This window comes from Methylobacterium gossipiicola (assembly GCF_900113485.1).
GTDB classification, from domain to species: Bacteria; Pseudomonadota; Alphaproteobacteria; order Rhizobiales; family Beijerinckiaceae; genus Methylobacterium; species Methylobacterium gossipiicola.
Genome location: NZ_FOPM01000002.1, coordinates 39,854 through 56,315, shown reverse-complemented (window position 1 = coordinate 56,315; position 16,462 = coordinate 39,854). Strand labels below are relative to the sequence as shown.

Genomic DNA, 16,462 nt, shown 5'->3' with positions numbered 1-16,462 from the left:
CGTCCGTCCCCGGCGGACGCCGCGGTGCGTGAGCGGCTTCTCGCCTGGACCCAAGCCGCCGCCGGCCTCGGGGCGGACGCCGTGGTCAAGGTCAACGAGATCGTCTGCGCCGACCCGGCCTGTCCCGGCCTGGAGACCATCCTGCTACTGATGCCGCCGGGCGCGGCAACGCGCGCCGTGAAGATCGGGAAGCCCATGGCTGAGGTGACGGAAGACGACGTGCGCCAAGCCCTGACGTCGGACTGACCCGGTCGGCCCGCGCACCCGAGGTCTCGCGCGGGGCGGGTCCCGCGCAGGATTGAATCCCGGTCGCTTTTCTGTCATATGCCGCCTCGCGTTGAACCGCCCGGCTGATCGGGCTGCCGTGGCGGTTCGTGCTGCTCCATCAGAAGCATCAACCGAGCGCATCCCTCCGATCCACCCGGATCGGGGCCAATGCGCGTTCAGGAGAGCCAAATGCCCAAGCTGAAAACCAAGTCGGGCGCGAAGAAGCGCTTCAAGATCACCGGCACCGGCAAGGTCATGTACGCCCAGGCCGGCAAGCGCCACGGGATGATCAAGCGGACGACGAAGCAGATCCGCAACCTGCGCGGCACCACAACCCTGTTCGAGGGCGATGCCGCCAACGTGAAGAAGTACTTCCTGCCCAACAGCCGGTAAGTTTTCCTCACCCGCCGAACTGCCTTTTTCGTAATCCAGGAGAGAACCCATGGCCCGCGTCAAGCGCGGCGTGACCAGTCACGCAAAGCACAAGAAAGTCCTCAAGGCCGCCCGTGGTTATTACGGCCGCCGCAAGAATACGATCCGGATCGCCAAGCAGGCGGTCGAGAAGGGCATGCAGTATGCCTACCGCGACCGGAAGAACAAGAAGCGCACGTTCCGTGCCCTCTGGATCCAGCGCCTCAATGCCGCTGTCCGTGAGCATGGCCTGACCTACTCGCGCTTCATCAATGCCCTGTCGAAGTCCGGCATCGAGGTGGACCGCAAGGCCCTGTCGGAGCTGGCCATCCATGAGCCGGCGACCTTCGCCGCCGTGGTCGAGAAGGCCAAGGCGTCGCTGCAGGGTGCCGCCAAGGCCGCTTGAGGCGCCTTCGTCCGACCTTCCGGTCGCGACCCGACGGACAAGGCGCGGTTCCCCATGGGGCCGCGCCTTTTTTCGTGTTGCCGAGGCGCCCCGGAGAATTGCGGGCCTCGCCCGCCCGCCTGGGGCTTGCCAAGCCGGCCTCGACCCGCAAAACCCCACTCATTACCCGCGACCTCCTACCCGCCACCCCATGAGCGCCCGGCCATCCCGCGGCCGCCCGCGCACCCGGTGAGTTGAACCCGATGACCGATCTCGACACCCTCGAAGGCGACCTCCTCGCCCAAGTCGCGGCCGCGTCCGACGAAGCGGCCCTCGACGGCGTGCGGGTGGCGGCGTTGGGCAAGAAGGGTTCGGTCTCCGAACTCCTGAAGACCCTGGGGGCCATGACGCCCGACGAGCGCAAGGCGCGCGGACCCCTCATCAACGGGCTGCGCGACCGCGTTCAAAGTGCCCTCGGCGCCCGGCGCGAGGCCTTGGCGGAAGCGGCGCTGACGGCGCGCCTCGCCGCCGAGCGCATCGACGTGACGCTTCCCGTGCGGGAGGCGCCGGAGGCGCGCGGACGCATCCATCCCATCAGCCAGGTCATGGACGAGATCGCGGCGATCTTCGCCGCCATGGGCTTCTCCGTCGCCGAAGGTCCGGACATCGAGACCGACGACTACAACTTCACCGCCCTGAACTTCCCGCCCGGCCACCCGGCCCGAGAGATGCACGACACCTTCTTCCTGGCGCCAGACCGTAACGGTCATCGCAAGGTGCTGCGCACCCACACCTCGCCGGTCCAGATCCGGACCATGAGGTCGAATGCGCCGCCGATCCGGGTGATCTGTCCGGGCCGGACCTACCGTCACGATTCCGACCAGACCCACACGCCGATGTTCCATCAGGTCGAGGGCTTGGTGATCGACAAGGCGGCCAACATCGCCAACCTCAAATGGGTGCTGGAAGAATTCTGCCGCACCTTCTTCGAGGTCGATGCCGTGAAGATGCGGTTCCGGCCTTCGTTCTTCCCCTTCACCGAGCCCTCGGCCGAGGTCGACATCCAGTGTTCGCGCAAGGGCGGCGAGATCCGCTTCGGCGAGGGCTCCGACTGGCTCGAGATCCTCGGCTGCGGCATGGTCCACCCGAATGTGCTGCGCAATTGCGGCCTCGACCCCGACAGCGTCCAGGGCTTCGCCTTCGGCATGGGCATCGACCGCATCGCCATGCTGAAATACGGCATGCCGGACCTGCGTCCGTTCTTCGAGGCGGACGTGCGCTGGCTCGACCATTACGGCTTCCGGCCGTTGGATATCCCGAGCCTGGTGTCGGGGCTGACGGGGTGAGATCGAGAGCGACGGGGGGACGCCCGGATGACCGAAGCCGAAATTCGCAAGGTTGCCAACGAGGTGCTGCGCGAAACGCTCGGAGCCCATGGCTTCGAGCAGGCCGACGTTCGTCCGGCCCCCGATTTCGACGGTGAGCCGGCACTCTACGTCACCGCCCATTTCAAACCGCAGGCGGGTGTCACCAGTGGCGAGGCCTCGACCCGGGCGCTGTCCTCGCTGCGTCGCAGCCTCCTCGACGCGGGTGAGGAGCGGTTTCCCTACATCTGGTACGACTATCCGGATGACGAGGTGCTTGGCGACGATCCCGTGAACACGCTTCCGGACCGGCTTTGATGCCGAGGCTCGGAAATCCGTTGGTCTACGATCTACTCGAGACGTCGCGCGCACTCGCGGGTACGGGAGGGCGAGCGAACCTTCGCAAAGCGGCCATGCGTCGAGCCACGAGCGGGGCTTACTACGCGGTCTTTCACGCGCTCTGTTTCATTTGCGCGAGTGAGCTGATCGGTTGGAGCCAGGACAACGATGTCTTGGAGCCGAGTTATCGTCTCCTGGACCATGGGACGGCGAAGAAGCGTCTCAACAGCCGGGATGCGACCTTAATTGGACCGTGCGTGACCGATATCGGTAACAACTTCTTGAGTTTGCAGGAAGCCCGAAACGTTGCGGACTATTCCCCACCCGCCCTGGCGGTCCGCCACGATGAGACGCTGCGGCTGATCGAGGTTGCGGAGCGGACTGTGGCGCTGATCGAATCTCTTCCAAAGCAGGACCGCAAGAAGCTTGCGGTTCTCCTCATCGCCAGAACCCGGCCGCTTTAGGCCAGACCGAGTCGAATCCATGAAATTCACCCTCTCCTGGCTGAAAGATCACCTCGAGACCGAGGCGCCCCTCGACACCATCGCCGAGACGCTGACGCGGATCGGCCTCGAGGTGGAGGGCATCGAGGACAAGGCCGCGACCCTGAAGCCCTACGTGGTCGCCCATGTGCTGTCGGCCGAGCAGCATCCGAACGCCGACCGCCTGCGCGTCTGCTCGGTGGATGCGGGTGACGGACAGCCCGTGCAGGTGGTCTGCGGCGCGCCGAACGCCCGGGCTGGCATGAAAACGGTGTTCGCGCCCCCGGGCACCTACGTGCCGGGCAAGGACATCACCCTCTCGGTGGGGACCATCCGGGGCGTCGAGAGCCGGGGCATGCTGTGCTCGGGCGCCGAGCTCGGTCTGGGCGAGGAGAGCGACGGTATCCTCGACCTGCCGGCGGACGCGCCGACGGGGCAGCCCTACGCGATCTATGCCGGCCTCGACGATCCGACCATCGAGATCAACCTGACGCCGAACCGGGCCGATTGCACCTCGATCCACGGCATCGCCCGCGATCTCGCCGCCGCCGGCGTTGGCGTCCTGCGGCACGAGCAGCAGCGGCCCATGCGCGGGGAGGGGGCTTGCCCGGTGCCCGTCACCCTGGCGTTCGAGGCGCACGACAGCGCGCTCTGCCCCTACTTCACCCTGCGCCGGATCACGGGCGTCACCAACGGGCCGTCGCCGGACTGGATGCAGGCGCGCCTGCGCGCCATCGGGTTGCGCCCGATCAACGCGCTGGTGGACATCACGAACTACCTCACCTTCGACCGGGGGCGGCCGCTCCACGTCTTCGACGCCGCCAAGGTGGCGGGTGGTCTGACCGTGCGCCGCGCGCGAAGCGGCGAAACGCTCAAGGCCCTCGACGGCAAGACCTATACGCTCACCGACGACACCGTGGTGATCGCCGATGCCAACGGCGTCGAATCCATCGGCGGCATCATCGGCGGCGAGGCCACGGGGTGCGACGCGGGCACCACGGACGTCCTCGTCGAATCGGCCCTGTGGGACTCCGTGAACATCGCCCAGAGCGGGCGGCGCCTCGGAATCATCACCGATGCACGCTATCGCTTCGAGCGTGGCGTCGATCCGGCCTTCACCCTGCCGGGGCTCGACCTCGCCACGCGCCTCATCCTGGAGATCTGCGGCGGCACCGCGAGCCAGGCCGTGATCGCCGGAGAGCCGCCCGAGACCGGGCGGGTCATCGATTTCCCCTGGACCGAGACCCGGCGTCTCGCCGGGCTCGAACTGTCGCGCGCCGAGATGAAGGTGACCTTGGAGAGCCTCGGCTTCCACGTCGCCGGCACCGGCGACCGGGTGAAGGTGCTCACCCCGTCCTGGCGCGCCGACGCCGAGGGCAAGGCCGACCTCGTCGAGGAGATCATCCGCATCGCCGGCCTCGACCGCATCGAGGCGAAGCCCCTGGAGCCTCTCCACGACAAAGGCGGCCAGCCGGTCCTCACCGTGCTTCAGAAACGGACGCGCCTCGCCAAGCGGGCCCTCGCGGCGCGCGGACTCGTCGAGGCGGTGACGTGGTCGTTCATTCCCCATGACGACGCCGTGCTGTTCGGCGGCGGCCGGGCGGACCTCGTCCTCGCCAACCCCATCGCGGCCGACCTGTCCGATATGCGGCCGAGCCTCGTGCCGGGTCTCCTGCGGGCCGCCCAGCGCAACGCCGACCGGGGCCTCGCCGATGTCGCCCTGTTCGAGGTCGGTCAGTGCTTCGAGAGCGACCAGCCCGAGGGCCAGACCATCCGCGCCACGGCGATCCGCCGGGCCACGGCCGGCCATCTCGGAGGCGGACGCCATTGGGACGGCGCCGCCGCCCCCGTGGATGTGTTCGACGCCAAGGCCGACGCCCTGGCGCTCCTCGCCGCCTTCGGCATCCCCACGGGGGGGTTGCAGGTGGTGGCCGGCGGGCCGGACTGGCTCCACCCCGGCCGCTCCGGCACCTTGCAGTTCGGACCCAAGAACCCAGTCGGATATTTCGGCGAGGTCCATCCGCGCGTGATGAAAGCCCTCGATCTCAAGGGGCAGATCGTCGCCTTCGAGATCACCCTCGATGCCGTTCCCCTGCCGAAATACCGCCCGACGAAGGTAAAGCCCGCCCTGGCCCTCTCGGACTTCCAGGCGGTCTCGCGCGACTTCGCCTTCGTGGTGCCGCGTGACGTGGCGGCGGGCGAGGTGGTGAAGGCGGCCCAGGCCGCCGAGCGCAAGCTCATCGCCGGTATCGACGTGTTCGACATCTACGAGGGTGTCGGCATTCCCGAGGGGTCGAAGTCGGTGGCCATCGCCGTCCGGCTTCAACCCGTGGAGCGGACCCTGACGGATATGGAGATCGAGGCGGTGACCGCCCGGATCGTCGCCGAGGTCGGCCGCAAGACCGGCGCGACCCTGCGCGCCTGACCGAGACCCGGAGCCTCGACATGATCGACCACGCCCTCGTCGAAGCCCTCTCGGCGGCGCGCTACCTCCCGGCGGACGAACTCCGGCGCGCCGTGGCGGCGCCGGAGACGGTGGCGGATGAAATCCTACGGGTGCTCGCCGGACCCGTCGCGGGCGTCGAGGTGTCGGAGGCGGATGCCAACCTGCTGTTCTACGGTCTGCACGTGCTGGCTGCCGCCCGCGACACCCGCGCGTTCGTGCCCCTGGTGCGCCTGCTGCACCAGGACGGCGAAACCCTCGACGCCCTGCTGGGCGATGCCCTGACGACCACGCTGGCGCGTGTCCTCGTCAGCGTCTTCGACGGGGACGTGGCCCCCCTCCACCAGCTCATCCTCGATAGCAGCCTCGACGACGTCGTGCGTTCGGAAGCCCTCGCGGCCCTGACCTTCCTGACCCAGACGGGCCGGGTCGACCGGCAGGCGACCCACGACCTCCTCGTGCGCTTCGACGACAAGCGCGCCGCCGTGGAGGGCGATCTCGGCTGGGTCGGCTGGGAGGAGAGCATCGCCCTCCTGGGCTTTGCCGATCTGGCGCCGCGCGCCGCCGCCGCGCGGAAAGACGGGCGCCTTACCGACGAGTTCAGCGACGAGCCCTGGTTCCGCACCACCCTGCGTCAGGCGCAGGCCAAGCCCGACGACCGCGCCCGGTTCGATCCGCGTCGCTACGGCACCGTCGATGATCCCGTGGCGGATCTGGCCTGGACCGCCGAGGATGCCGGCCAACCCGTGCGCAACCCCCTGAAGAATGTCGGCCGCAACGATCCGTGCCCTTGCGGCAGCGGCAAGAAGTTCAAGAAGTGCTGCCTCGACAAGGCGGCTTGATCGGGCGGATCAGCCGCGCCCGCCCAAGCGCGTGACGAGGCTGGCCGCCAGCCCGTCGTAGTCGCGCAGATGTACCCCGTCCGGGGGCGCGGCCCGGGTGGTGAGGCCCGGCCCGCCATCGCGAAACTCTGCGAACGGATCGAAGAACTCGCATCCGGTGCGCTCGCACAGATGCCGGAGGGCCGTGCTGTACGCGGCCACCGCCAGGGGATCGCGTTCCGCCTCCGCCTCCGGGCCGAGGGGCGGCACGGCCGCGACGAGAACCGTTTCGGCATCGGCCCGCAGCCATCCGAGGATGCGCGTCGCGGCCGCCTCGAACCCCGCGAGGGTCACCGCCGACCGTGGGGCGGCCCGGCGCAGGACATCGTTCGTTCCGAGCATCAGCACCGCCACTCCGGCCGGGACCCGGAAGCGGAGGGCGTCGACTTGCCGGGCATAGAGCCGCGCCGACGCGCCGCCGATGCCGCCGTTGACCACGGGTATCCGCCGCGCCAGGGCATCCCCCAACAGTTCCGCGTGCGAGTTGCCGGCCACGAATGCGAAGCCGGGCTTTGCCGCATCGAGGGCGGCGCGGATCTCCGGCAGGCGTCGGGCGAGGTGCGCGCCGGCCAGGCGTCGATTGCGCGGCGCCTCGTCCTCGGCACTGGACGCGAGGGCACTGCAGGCGGCGACGAGAACGCCCCGGCGCGTCCACTGCCCGGATCGTGTCCGGGCGTCGTCGCTTCTCATCGCACTGCCGTGCCCTCCTGGCTCCACGTGGGCCTTCGTGGCCTCGTCGCCTCGGCCGGGGAAGGCACCGCCCCGGATCGATCCGCGTCAGGCCGCGAATCCGGCGGATCGCGTGGGCATCAGGGCGGCATACTGCGCCTCGGGGACGCCATACGCCTCTGCCGAAGCTTCGAGAAGGCGTCTCCGATCGCGGATGACGATGATGCCCCGGTGGATCACCAGGGCTCCGAGGGTCACGAGGTCGCGCAGGGCCGTCGTCACACCCGCGCGCCGAACCCCGAGCATGAGCGACAGGAACTCGTGCGTGAGGGCGATATCCTCCCGGTCGACGCGGTCGTGGCACATGAGCAGCCACCGGGCGAGGCGCTGCTCGATGGTGAAGCGGCCGTTGCAAAGCGCCGTTTGGGCGACCTGGATCGAGAAGACGTGGGCGTATCGCAGGAAGTAGAGGTGCAGGGCGTGGTTCGACTCCACCGCCTCGCGAAAATCCGTCGCCGCGATCCGAAGGACCCTGCACGGAATCTGCACGAAGGATTCGTGCGGAGTGCTGTCGAGGCCGTAGAGCAGGGGGACCCCCGTCATGCCCTCCGGACCGATCAAGCCCGTTTCCAGGCGGGCGCCCCCGGGCGTTCGAGCGATCACGGAAATCAGACCGGGGCCGGGAAAGCACACCTGCGCAATCGCGGCGTTCGGTCGCTCGATCACCTGCTCCTGTTCGAGGGAGACCCCGGAGAGGTGGGGAGCGAGCCGTGCGAACAGGTCAGGCGGCAGATTGGCCAGCAGGGTGTTCTTCAAGCCGGACTGGTCGAAGGGCGATGTCATGGATGATGGGGGTCCGATCAATCAGTCGTCTGGAAATTTCATGTCTGTGGCTCGCTTCGTGGTCGTGGATACCCAAAGACGAAAGCTGTCGTTGATCTAAGATAGAAATCGCAAGAATCGTTCATTCCCGCCCCGGTCGATGTCGAAGGGGGCGTCGGTCGAGAAGGAACTGGGCCGGCGATCGAAGACCGGACACCCTCGTCGTTGGGATCAGTTGCAGCCGATGCAGATGCCCTTCGAGATTTCGTTGTCCTTCTTCTGTTGGGGTGTGCGCCGATCCGCGTCGCGGCTGACCTCCCCACCGGCCGCGGCACCCGGGGGCTTGGTCTGTCCCACGGCCGTGGTGTTGCGCGCCCGCGTCGTGGACGTGACGTCCCCGCCCGTTCCGGTCTCCATGGGGGATTGGGCAAGGGCGAGGCCGGACACCGCGAGGGTGAAGGCGACGGAGCAGATCGGAAGGACTTTCGACGGCACGTGTATTCTCCTGACCGAGGGACGACGGGGTTCAACGAACCCGGCCACGGAGGGTTCGGCGGCCCGTGCCTTTCGGTGCGGTGTCGCACGGGGGGCGGTCAGGGCCGGATTGGCGAGGCAGACGCGGGTGAGACGGGCATTCGTGGCCATGTGTCGAGCCCGTCGGGACGTGCGGCAGGAATACGCCGGCTTTTCCCGGAGCCGCCCCTGATCCTTGCGCGATCGGACCCTAGTTTGGAGGATATCCAGACTTCAAATCGCCGCCGCCCGGGGCAGCGCGATGTTCGCCCAGGCGTGCCCAACCCATCGACAGGTTCGAAAACCCCATGACGAGTCCAAGAGACTTCGAATTGAGCCGACGTGAATTGGTTGTGGGAGCGACGGCGGCCGGCGCCCTCACCACGCTCCCCCGGGGAGCCCACGCGGAGCAAGACCCCATGGATCAACCGGTTCTCGCCAAGGTCGCTTTTACGATCAACGGCGAACGCCGCGAGCTCGAACTCGATACCCGCACCAGCCTCCTCGACGCGGCCCGCGAGCACCTGCACCTGACGGGCTCGAAGAAGGGTTGCGACCACGGCCAATGCGGCGCCTGCACCATGATCGTCGACGGACGGCGCATCAATGCCTGCCTCACCCTCGCAGTCATGCACCAGGGTTCCGAGATCGTCACCATCGAGGGGCTGGGGCAGCCCGGCAACCTTCACCCGATGCAGGCCGCCTTCATCGCCCATGACGGCTATCAGTGCGGCTACTGCACGCCGGGCCAGATCTGCTCGGGCGTCGCCGTGCTGGCCGAGATCAAGGCCGGCATCCCCAGCCACGTCACGGCCGACCTCAACGCGCCGATGCAGGTGAGCGAATCCGAGATCCGCGAGCGCATGAGCGGCAACATCTGCCGCTGCGGTGCCTATTCCAACATCGTCGAGGCGATGACAGACGTTGCCGGGAGGCCCGCATGAAATCCTTCACCTACGAGCGTCCGAGCACGCCGGCGCAAGCAGCCCAGGCCCTGTCGGGCAAGCCGAACGCCAAGTTCATCGCGGGCGGCACCAACCTCCTCGACCTCATGAAGCTGCAGATCGAGACGCCGACCCACCTCGTCGACGTGAACGGCTTGGGGCTGGATAAGATCGAGGCGACGCCGGAAGGCGGCCTGCGCGTCGGTGCCCTGGTGCGCAACACCGATCTCGCCGCCGATGCGCGGGTGCGCAAGGATTACGCGGTGCTCAGCCGGGCGTTGCTGGCCGGCGCCTCGGGGCAGTTGCGCAACAAGGCGACGACCGCCGGGAATCTGCTCCAGCGGACGCGCTGCCCGTATTTCTACGACACCGCCCAACCCTGCAACAAACGCCAGCCCGGCTCGGGTTGCGGCGCCCTCGCGGGGGTCTCGCGCACCCTCGCGATCATCGGGGCGAGCGAGGCCTGCATCGCCACCCATCCGGGCGACATGGCGGTGGCCATGCGCGTCCTCGACGCCACCGTCGAGACCGTGGATGCCAGGGGCAATGCCCGCCGCATCCCCATGGCCGAGTTCCATCGCCTGCCCGGCGACAGGCCGGAAATCGACACGACTTTGAAGCCCGGCGAGCTCATCACCGCCGTCACCCTGCCCAAACCGCTGGGCGGCAAGCACATCTACCGCAAGGTCCGCGACCGGGCGTCCTACGCCTATGCCCTCGTCTCGGTAGCGGCGGTGATCCAGCCCGATGGGTCGGGCCGGGTCGCCCTCGGGGGCATCGCCCCCAAGCCCTGGCGGGTCGAAGCCGCCGAGGGCGTCCTGCCGAAGGGCGCCCGCGCGACGACGGAGCAGCTCCTGGCCGGTGCCAAGCCGACCCACGACAACGCCTACAAGATCAAGCTGGCCGAGCGCACGCTCGGCGCGGCGCTCATCGAAGCGAGGGCTTGAGCCATGAAGTTCGACACGCCCGCGGGCCAGAACCCCATCGACCAGCTCAAGGTCGTCGGCAAGCCCACCGATCGCATCGACGGCCCCTACAAGACCACCGGCACCGCGCCCTATGCCTACGAGCGCCACGACGTCGCGCCGAACCAAGCTTACGGCTATGTCCTCGGCGCCGGGATCGGGAAGGGACGCCTGCGCGCCCTGAACACCGCGACTGCACGCAGGGCGCCCGGCGTGATCGCCATCGTCAGCACCCTCGACACGCCAAAACTCGGCCTTGGACGGATGAACACCGCGAACCTGTTCGGTGGGGCGGAGATCCAGCACTACCATCAGGCCATCGCCCTCGTGGTCGCCGAGACCTTCGAGCAGGCGCGCGCCGCCGCCTTCCTCATCCGGGCCGATTACGCCGCCGAGCCGGGCGCCTTCGACCTCGACGTCGCGGCCAAATCCGCCAAGCCCGTCGAGGGCGGCAGCGGCGAGGGCAGCGGCAGCGGCGCCGAGGATCGGGTGGGCGATTTCGAGAAGGCCTTCGCCGAGGCACCGGTCCAGTTCGACGAAACCTTCACGACGCCCGACGAGAGCCACGCGATGATGGAGCCGCACGCCTCCATCGCCGCCTGGGACGGCGACAAGCTGACCCTCTGGACCTCCAACCAGATGATCGCCTGGGGCAAGGGCAGCGTCGCCAAGATCCTCGGGATCAAGCCCGAGAACGTGCGGATCGATTCGCCCTATATCGGCGGTGGGTTCGGCGGAAAGCTGTTCGTGCGCTCCGACGCGATTCTCGCCGCGCTGGGCGCCAAGGCGGCGGGGCGTCCCGTCAAGGTGGCGCTGACGCGGCCCCTGATCGCCAACAACACCACCCACCGGCCCGCCACGATCCAGCGCATCCGCATCGGTGCGACGAAGGACGGACAGATCACCGCCATCGCGCATGAGAGCACGTCCGGCAACCTACCGGACGGACGGCCCGAGACCGCCGTCGATCAGACGAAGCTCCTCTATGCCGGGGCGAACCGCCTCACCGCCCTAAAGCTCGCCCATCTCGATCTGCCCGAAGGCAACGCCATGCGGGCGCCGGGCGAGGCGCCGGGCCTGATGGCCCTCGAGATCGCCATGGACGAAATGGCGGAACGGCTCGGCCTCGATCCCGTGGCGTTCCGCATCCGCAACGACACCCAGGTCGATCCGGGGCATCCCGACCGCCCGTTCTCTCACCGCAACCTCGTCGGATGTCTCGAACAGGGGGCCGAGCGATTCGGTTGGGGCAAGCGCAATCCGAAACCCGGACAGGTCCGGGACGGGCATTGGCTCATCGGGATCGGCATGGCGGCGGGGTTTCGCAACAACATGCTGACGAAGTCGGGCGCCCGCGTCCGCCTCGACGCCAAGGGCGTCGTGACCGTCGAGACGGACATGACCGATATCGGCACCGGCAGCTACACCATCATAGCCCAGACGGCGGCCGAAATGATGGGCCTGCCCCTGGAACGGGTCGTGGTGCGGCTCGGCGATTCCGACTTCCCCGCCTCGGCCGGGTCCGGCGGCCAATGGGGCGCCAACAATTCCACGGCGGGCGTCTACGCGGCCTGCGTGAAGCTGCGCGAGGCCGTGGCGCAGAAGCTCGGCGTCAACTCGGCGGACGCGGTGTTCGCCGAGGGCGAAGTCCGGTCCGGCAATCGGGCGATGCCCCTGGCCGAGGCCGCGACGGACGGCGACCTCACGGGCGAGGATTTCATCGAGTACGGCGACATCTCGAAGCAGAAGCAGCAATCCACCTTCGCGGGCCACTTCGTGGAGGTCGGCGTCGATATGCACACGGCCGAGATCCGGGTCCGCCGCATGCTGGCGGTCTGCGCCGCCGGGCGCATCCTCAACCCGAAATCGGCCCGCAGCCAGGTTATCGGCGGGATGACCATGGGGGTGGGCGGCGCCCTGATGGAGGAACTCGCCGTGGACACGAAGCGCGGCTTCTTCGTCAACCACGATCTCGCCGGCTACGAGGTGCCGGTCCATGCCGACATTCCGCATCAGGAGGTGATCTTCCTCGACGAGGTCGATCCCATGTCGTCGCCGATGAAGGCCAAGGGGGTGGGCGAACTCGGCATCTGCGGCGTCGGCGCGGCCGTGGCGAACGCGGTCTACAATGCCACGGGCATCCGGGTGCGGGACTATCCCATCACCCTCGACAAGCTCTTGGACCGCATGCCCGACGCGGCCTGAGCGAATCCCGTGGGGCGCGCCCGATGCGCGCCCCGCCTCACTCTCGACACGCTGACCTTCGAGAGCCTAGATCCGGCGGGGGAGGGGCTTTCCCACCCGCCCGTGTCGCCAAGGGGTCTTCGTGAAGCGCGGTCGCCTCAAGATCGGTCATCCGGCCCCAGCGCAAGACAGCCGCCAGGATTCGCGCGCCGCTCCGCGTTCCCATACGGGAATCGAGGCGCCCCTCGACCTCCTCGGTCCCGACGCGCCCCGCTTCGATCGGCGCGAAGTCAACCTGCGCTGGCTCTGCGCCAGCACCCTGACGGGCTTGACGGGCGCCGGCCTCATCGGGGCGGCGATCCACGTCTCGTTTCAGAGCGACATCTCGTTCGCGGCGATTCCCGAGCGGGCGGCCGTGGTGGTCAAGCCGGCGCCGAGCGACGACGACATCGCCCTTGCCCGCAAGGGCGACCGTCTCGTGCGCAACCTCATGATCGCCTCGGCCAAGCAGAGTTTCCGCGCGCCCGTGACCGTGCGGTTGGCCGACAGGGAGATCATCAAGGTCCGGCCCTTCGTCCGCGTCTCCACGGCCCTGTCCATGACCACGGGCGTGTTCGCGGCCGAGATGCCCAAATTCGATCCCATGAAGTTCACCTCCGACGAACCGACCGAGCGGGCACCCGATCCCGGCATCACGGAGGGGCCGGGCGGCGAGGTGACGGTGGTCAAGCAGGACCTCGTCGGGCTTCCCGTCGAGGCCGGTTCGCCCGCCCTCACCGATGATGACGTCACCGCGCAGGTGGAGGAGGAGCGCCGCCTCGCTACGGAGGCCGGCCGCCGCAGCGCCGTGCCGGTGGCGCCCCAGATCATGCTGTCGCGCACCCTGCAGCACGGCGGCCCAAATCCGGATTTCGACGGGGCGGCCCAACCCGCCGGCGGCAGCCCGTTCCAGTCCATCGACGTTCTCGTGGTCCCGGAGAACGTGACGAAGCTGCCCAAGGTGAGCTTGCGGGCCGGCGATGTGTCCCTCGTCGACGAGCGCGACCTCGCCCTCAAGCGTGGCGAGACCCTCGATGCGGTGTTGCGCGCCACGGGACAGGCCAGCGAGGAGCAGGTCCGTGGCATCGTCGCGGCCCTCGGCGGACGTGCCCGCATCGCCGAACTCACCGAGGGGCAGCAATTCCGCCTCCAGATCGCCCCGGGGCCGAAGCCCGGCGATCCGAGGCAGGTGACGCGTGTAATCCTGTATGGTGAGGGCGGCATCGAAGGCATCGCCGCCGTCAACGACCGGGGCGCCTTCGTCTCCGTCGCGCCGCCGACGGAGGGCGCGCCCTCGGCCAAGGTCGCGGGCAAGACCGAAGCGACCTCCGAGGACGAGGAGGACGACGGCTCCGGCCCCCGCCTGTACCAGAGCCTCTACGAGACGGCGGCCCGGCACGAGTTGCCCCGCACCACCGTCGAGGATCTCGTGCGGATCTTCGGCTACGACGTGGATTTCCAGCGGCGCATCTCGCCGGGCGACTCCCTCGACGTCTTCTACACCTTCGACGAGGAGGCGGGGCAGGGCAACACCGAGCGGCCGGAACTCCTCTACGCCTCGCTCAACCTCGGCGGCGAGCCGCGCAAGGTGTACCGCTTCCAGTCACCCGACGACGGCACCGTCGATTACCTCGACGAGCAGGGCCGGTCGCTCAAGAAGTTCCTCATCCGCAAGCCCATCGCCGACGGCATCATGCGGTCAGGCTTCGGCTATCGGCGCCACCCGGTGCTCGGCTACGCCAAGCTCCATACGGGCGTCGATTGGTCGAACCCCATCGGCACCCCCATCGTCGCGGCGGGCAACGGCACGGTGATCAAGGCCGACTGGGATTCCGGTTATGGCCGGAGGGTCGAGATCCAGCACATCAACGGCTACGTCACGACCTACAATCATATGTCGCGGTTCGCCCGTGGCATGGCGGCGGGTGTGAAGGTCCGGCAGGGGCAGGTGATCGGCTATGTCGGGTCCACCGGTCTCTCGACGGGTGCACACCTGCATTACGAGGTGATCATCAACGGCCACTTCGTCGATCCGATGAAGATCCGCGTCCCCCGGGGGCGCGAACTCGACGGCCGGATGCTGGCCGAGTTCGCGCGTCAACGCGAGCAGATCGACGCCGTCATGCAGAAATCGCGCTCCGCCACGGCCATGGCCCAGCGCGATCCCATTCGCTGATCCTGGGCCGCCGCCGACGCCGCCGGCTCCGCAAGGGCGGAGTTCGACGACGGTCAGGCGCTGTGCGGGCTTTACTTGGGATTCGGTTTCCGCTTCGGGCGAGCGGAAGCCGGATCAGGCCGAGGCCGTCTCGCCGAGCATGATCCGGGCGGTGTCGAGCATCGTCTTCATGGCCGCCGCGGCATCCTTGTAGGCCGGGGTTCCGACATCCCAGTTGTGGGTCGCCAGGGCGCCGATCATACGCTCGGCGCATTCCAGGGCCTTGGCCTCGGCTCTGATCAGGTCGGGCAGGGCCGGATGGTTGCCGAGCGGTCCCGTGCGAAGCAATCCGGCGAGGCTCGCGCCGTCGTTCCAGGGCAGCTTGGCGAGATTGCGATCCGGCTCGGCGAGGCCGACGAGGACACGGGCGAGCTTGCGCTTCCAGGAGCCAATATCGGCCGGCAGCCGTACGATGGCGTAGGTGGATTGATCCCGGGGGCCGTTCGCCAGGGCTTTCTGCCCCACGGTTTCGGCTTTCACGAGACGGTCCGTGATCTGCGCGATCTCTTCGTGCGTCTTCGCGGCCTTGCCGGCGATGCCCTGGACGGTCGTCGAGATTTCGGCCGTGGCGCTGCGCTGCTGGCCGAGCATATGGGCGATGGCGTGGTTGAGGTCCGTCGCCTTGCCGATCCGGTCGTTGGCCTGGGCCACCCGGGTCTCCAGGCCCTCGACGATGCTCCGGCCCGTGGCGACGGCGCTGCGGCTCTCGCTCACCGCCTGCGCGATGGAGCCCATCTCGACGGTCAGCGTGTTGAGGAGCGTGCGGATCTCTCCGGTGGACTTCGCTGTCTGGGCCGAGAGGGACTTCACCTCGGCGGCGACGACGGAGAATCCGCGTCCGGCCTCGCCGGCCCGGGCGGCCTCGATGGTGGCGTTGAGTGCCAGCAGGTTCGTCTGGCTGGATATGGCCGCGATGGCGGTGGCCATGGCCTCGATCTGCGCGATGGCCCGCTCCAGCACGACCACCCGGTCGGAGATCTGGACGGTGCGACCCTCGATCGCCTGCATGGCGTTCCGCGCCTGGCCACCATCCGTGATACAGTGCTGCATCGCCGACAGGGCGTCTTCGGCCACCTTCACCACCGTATCGGACGTCTGGGCGACTTCAGCGATGGAGGCCGCCAATTCTTCCGCCGCGCCCGCGATGGTCTGGGTCGCGCGGGCGACTTCGCCGATGTCGTAGGTCATCCACCCGGTGTTGGTCGCGGCCTCCGAGGCTTCGCGCGCCACCCGTGCCGTGCTGCCGAGGGCCTGCAAGGTGGTCCGGCTGCTCGACGCGTGGAATTGGCCCAGGGCGGACTTCAGGGGACCTTCGGGAAGGTCGGTCGCGTTCAGATCCTGGGTCGCCATCAGGCGCTCCACGGCACGGACCAGGAGGGTATCGTCCGCCGGAGCGGGGGCGGCGGCCGACGTCGTCTCCGACGTCGTTTGATTCTTCGCGAATCGGGTCAGGGGCAGACCAAGCATGGAGCGGCGTCCTTTGGCAACGGACGACGAGTAGTCCGGTTGAATTAAAAGGTACTTAACATGGGGTTGCTT

16 protein-coding genes are annotated in these 16,462 nt (G+C 68.4%); 12 read left to right on the top strand and 4 right to left on the bottom strand.

Annotation, left to right across the window (positions count from 1 at the left end):
* Positions 1 to 24: 24 nt before the first annotated feature.
* The 8 genes from BM249_RS01785 (at position 25) to BM249_RS01750 (ending at position 6,533) form a co-directional block, all read left to right on the top strand.
* Positions 25 to 246 (top strand): hypothetical protein, encoded by a 222-nt coding sequence (locus BM249_RS01785; RefSeq protein ID WP_425284775.1) that lies wholly within the window; start codon positions 25 to 27, stop codon positions 244 to 246.
* 210 nt (positions 247 to 456) lie between these two features.
* Positions 457 to 660 (top strand): 50S ribosomal protein L35, encoded by a 204-nt coding sequence (rpmI, locus tag BM249_RS01780; RefSeq protein ID WP_018044555.1) that lies wholly within the window; start codon positions 457 to 459, stop codon positions 658 to 660.
* 49 nt (positions 661 to 709) lie between these two features.
* Entirely contained in the window at positions 710 to 1,084 is a 375-nt protein-coding gene (gene rplT / locus BM249_RS01775) for a 50S ribosomal protein L20 (protein WP_091968377.1), read from the top strand.
* 242 nt (positions 1,085 to 1,326) lie between these two features.
* The gene (pheS, locus tag BM249_RS01770) at positions 1,327 to 2,409 is read left to right on the top strand and encodes a phenylalanine--tRNA ligase subunit alpha (RefSeq protein WP_091968376.1); all 1,083 of its coding nucleotides are present in this window, start codon (positions 1,327 to 1,329) and stop codon (positions 2,407 to 2,409) included.
* Positions 2,410 to 2,436: 27 nt separating this feature from the next.
* Positions 2,437 to 2,745, top strand: a complete 309-nt coding sequence (locus tag BM249_RS01765) for a hypothetical protein (protein ID WP_091968373.1) — start codon at positions 2,437 to 2,439, stop codon at positions 2,743 to 2,745.
* A gap of 278 nt (positions 2,746 to 3,023) precedes the next feature.
* On the top strand, positions 3,024 to 3,230 hold the full coding sequence (locus BM249_RS21105) for a hypothetical protein (protein WP_143103664.1): 207 nt from the start codon (positions 3,024 to 3,026) through the stop codon (positions 3,228 to 3,230).
* Between the two features lie 19 nt (positions 3,231 to 3,249).
* Complete coding sequence (pheT, locus tag BM249_RS01755) at positions 3,250 to 5,673, top strand: phenylalanine--tRNA ligase subunit beta (RefSeq protein WP_091968369.1); 2,424 nt, start codon at positions 3,250 to 3,252, stop codon at positions 5,671 to 5,673.
* Positions 5,674 to 5,693: 20 nt separating this feature from the next.
* Positions 5,694 to 6,533: a DUF1186 domain-containing protein gene (locus BM249_RS01750; protein ID WP_091968367.1), complete on the top strand. Its 840-nt coding sequence runs from the start codon at positions 5,694 to 5,696 to the stop codon at positions 6,531 to 6,533.
* 9 nt (positions 6,534 to 6,542) lie between these two features.
* Here BM249_RS01750 and BM249_RS01745 read toward each other — a convergent pair whose 3' ends face one another.
* The 3 genes from BM249_RS01745 to BM249_RS01735 form a co-directional block, all read right to left on the bottom strand.
* Positions 6,543 to 7,262 (bottom strand): SGNH/GDSL hydrolase family protein, encoded by a 720-nt coding sequence (locus BM249_RS01745; protein WP_091968365.1) that lies wholly within the window; start codon positions 7,260 to 7,262, stop codon positions 6,543 to 6,545.
* 87 nt (positions 7,263 to 7,349) lie between these two features.
* On the bottom strand, positions 7,350 to 8,084 hold the full coding sequence (locus BM249_RS01740) for a Crp/Fnr family transcriptional regulator (protein WP_244528533.1): 735 nt from the start codon (positions 8,082 to 8,084) through the stop codon (positions 7,350 to 7,352).
* Between the two features lie 210 nt (positions 8,085 to 8,294).
* Positions 8,295 to 8,558: a hypothetical protein gene (locus BM249_RS01735; protein WP_244528532.1), complete on the bottom strand. Its 264-nt coding sequence runs from the start codon at positions 8,556 to 8,558 to the stop codon at positions 8,295 to 8,297.
* Between the two features lie 326 nt (positions 8,559 to 8,884).
* On the opposite strand from BM249_RS01735, the gene paoA reads away from it, so the two are divergent.
* From paoA to BM249_RS01715, 4 genes are all read left to right on the top strand, one after another.
* Complete coding sequence (gene paoA, locus BM249_RS01730; RefSeq protein WP_091968363.1) at positions 8,885 to 9,520, top strand: aldehyde dehydrogenase iron-sulfur subunit PaoA; 636 nt, start codon at positions 8,885 to 8,887, stop codon at positions 9,518 to 9,520.
* Positions 9,517 to 10,467 carry an FAD binding domain-containing protein gene (locus tag BM249_RS01725; RefSeq protein WP_091968361.1) on the top strand — a complete coding sequence of 317 codons (951 nt, stop codon included), beginning with the start codon at positions 9,517 to 9,519 and terminating at the stop codon, positions 10,465 to 10,467. Before paoA ends, BM249_RS01725 begins: the two co-directional genes overlap by 4 nt.
* Before the next feature lie 3 nt (positions 10,468 to 10,470).
* Positions 10,471 to 12,690 (top strand): aldehyde oxidoreductase molybdenum-binding subunit PaoC, encoded by a 2,220-nt coding sequence (paoC, locus tag BM249_RS01720; RefSeq protein WP_091968359.1) that lies wholly within the window; start codon positions 10,471 to 10,473, stop codon positions 12,688 to 12,690.
* 121 nt (positions 12,691 to 12,811) lie between these two features.
* Positions 12,812 to 14,884: a M23 family metallopeptidase gene (locus BM249_RS01715; protein WP_091968357.1), complete on the top strand. Its 2,073-nt coding sequence runs from the start codon at positions 12,812 to 12,814 to the stop codon at positions 14,882 to 14,884.
* A 114-nt stretch (positions 14,885 to 14,998) separates the two neighbouring features.
* Here the strand turns inward: BM249_RS01715 and BM249_RS22100 are convergent, their stop codons facing one another.
* Entirely contained in the window at positions 14,999 to 16,390 is a 1,392-nt protein-coding gene (locus tag BM249_RS22100; RefSeq protein WP_091968355.1) for a methyl-accepting chemotaxis protein, read from the bottom strand.
* Positions 16,391 to 16,462: the final 72 nt, after the last annotated feature.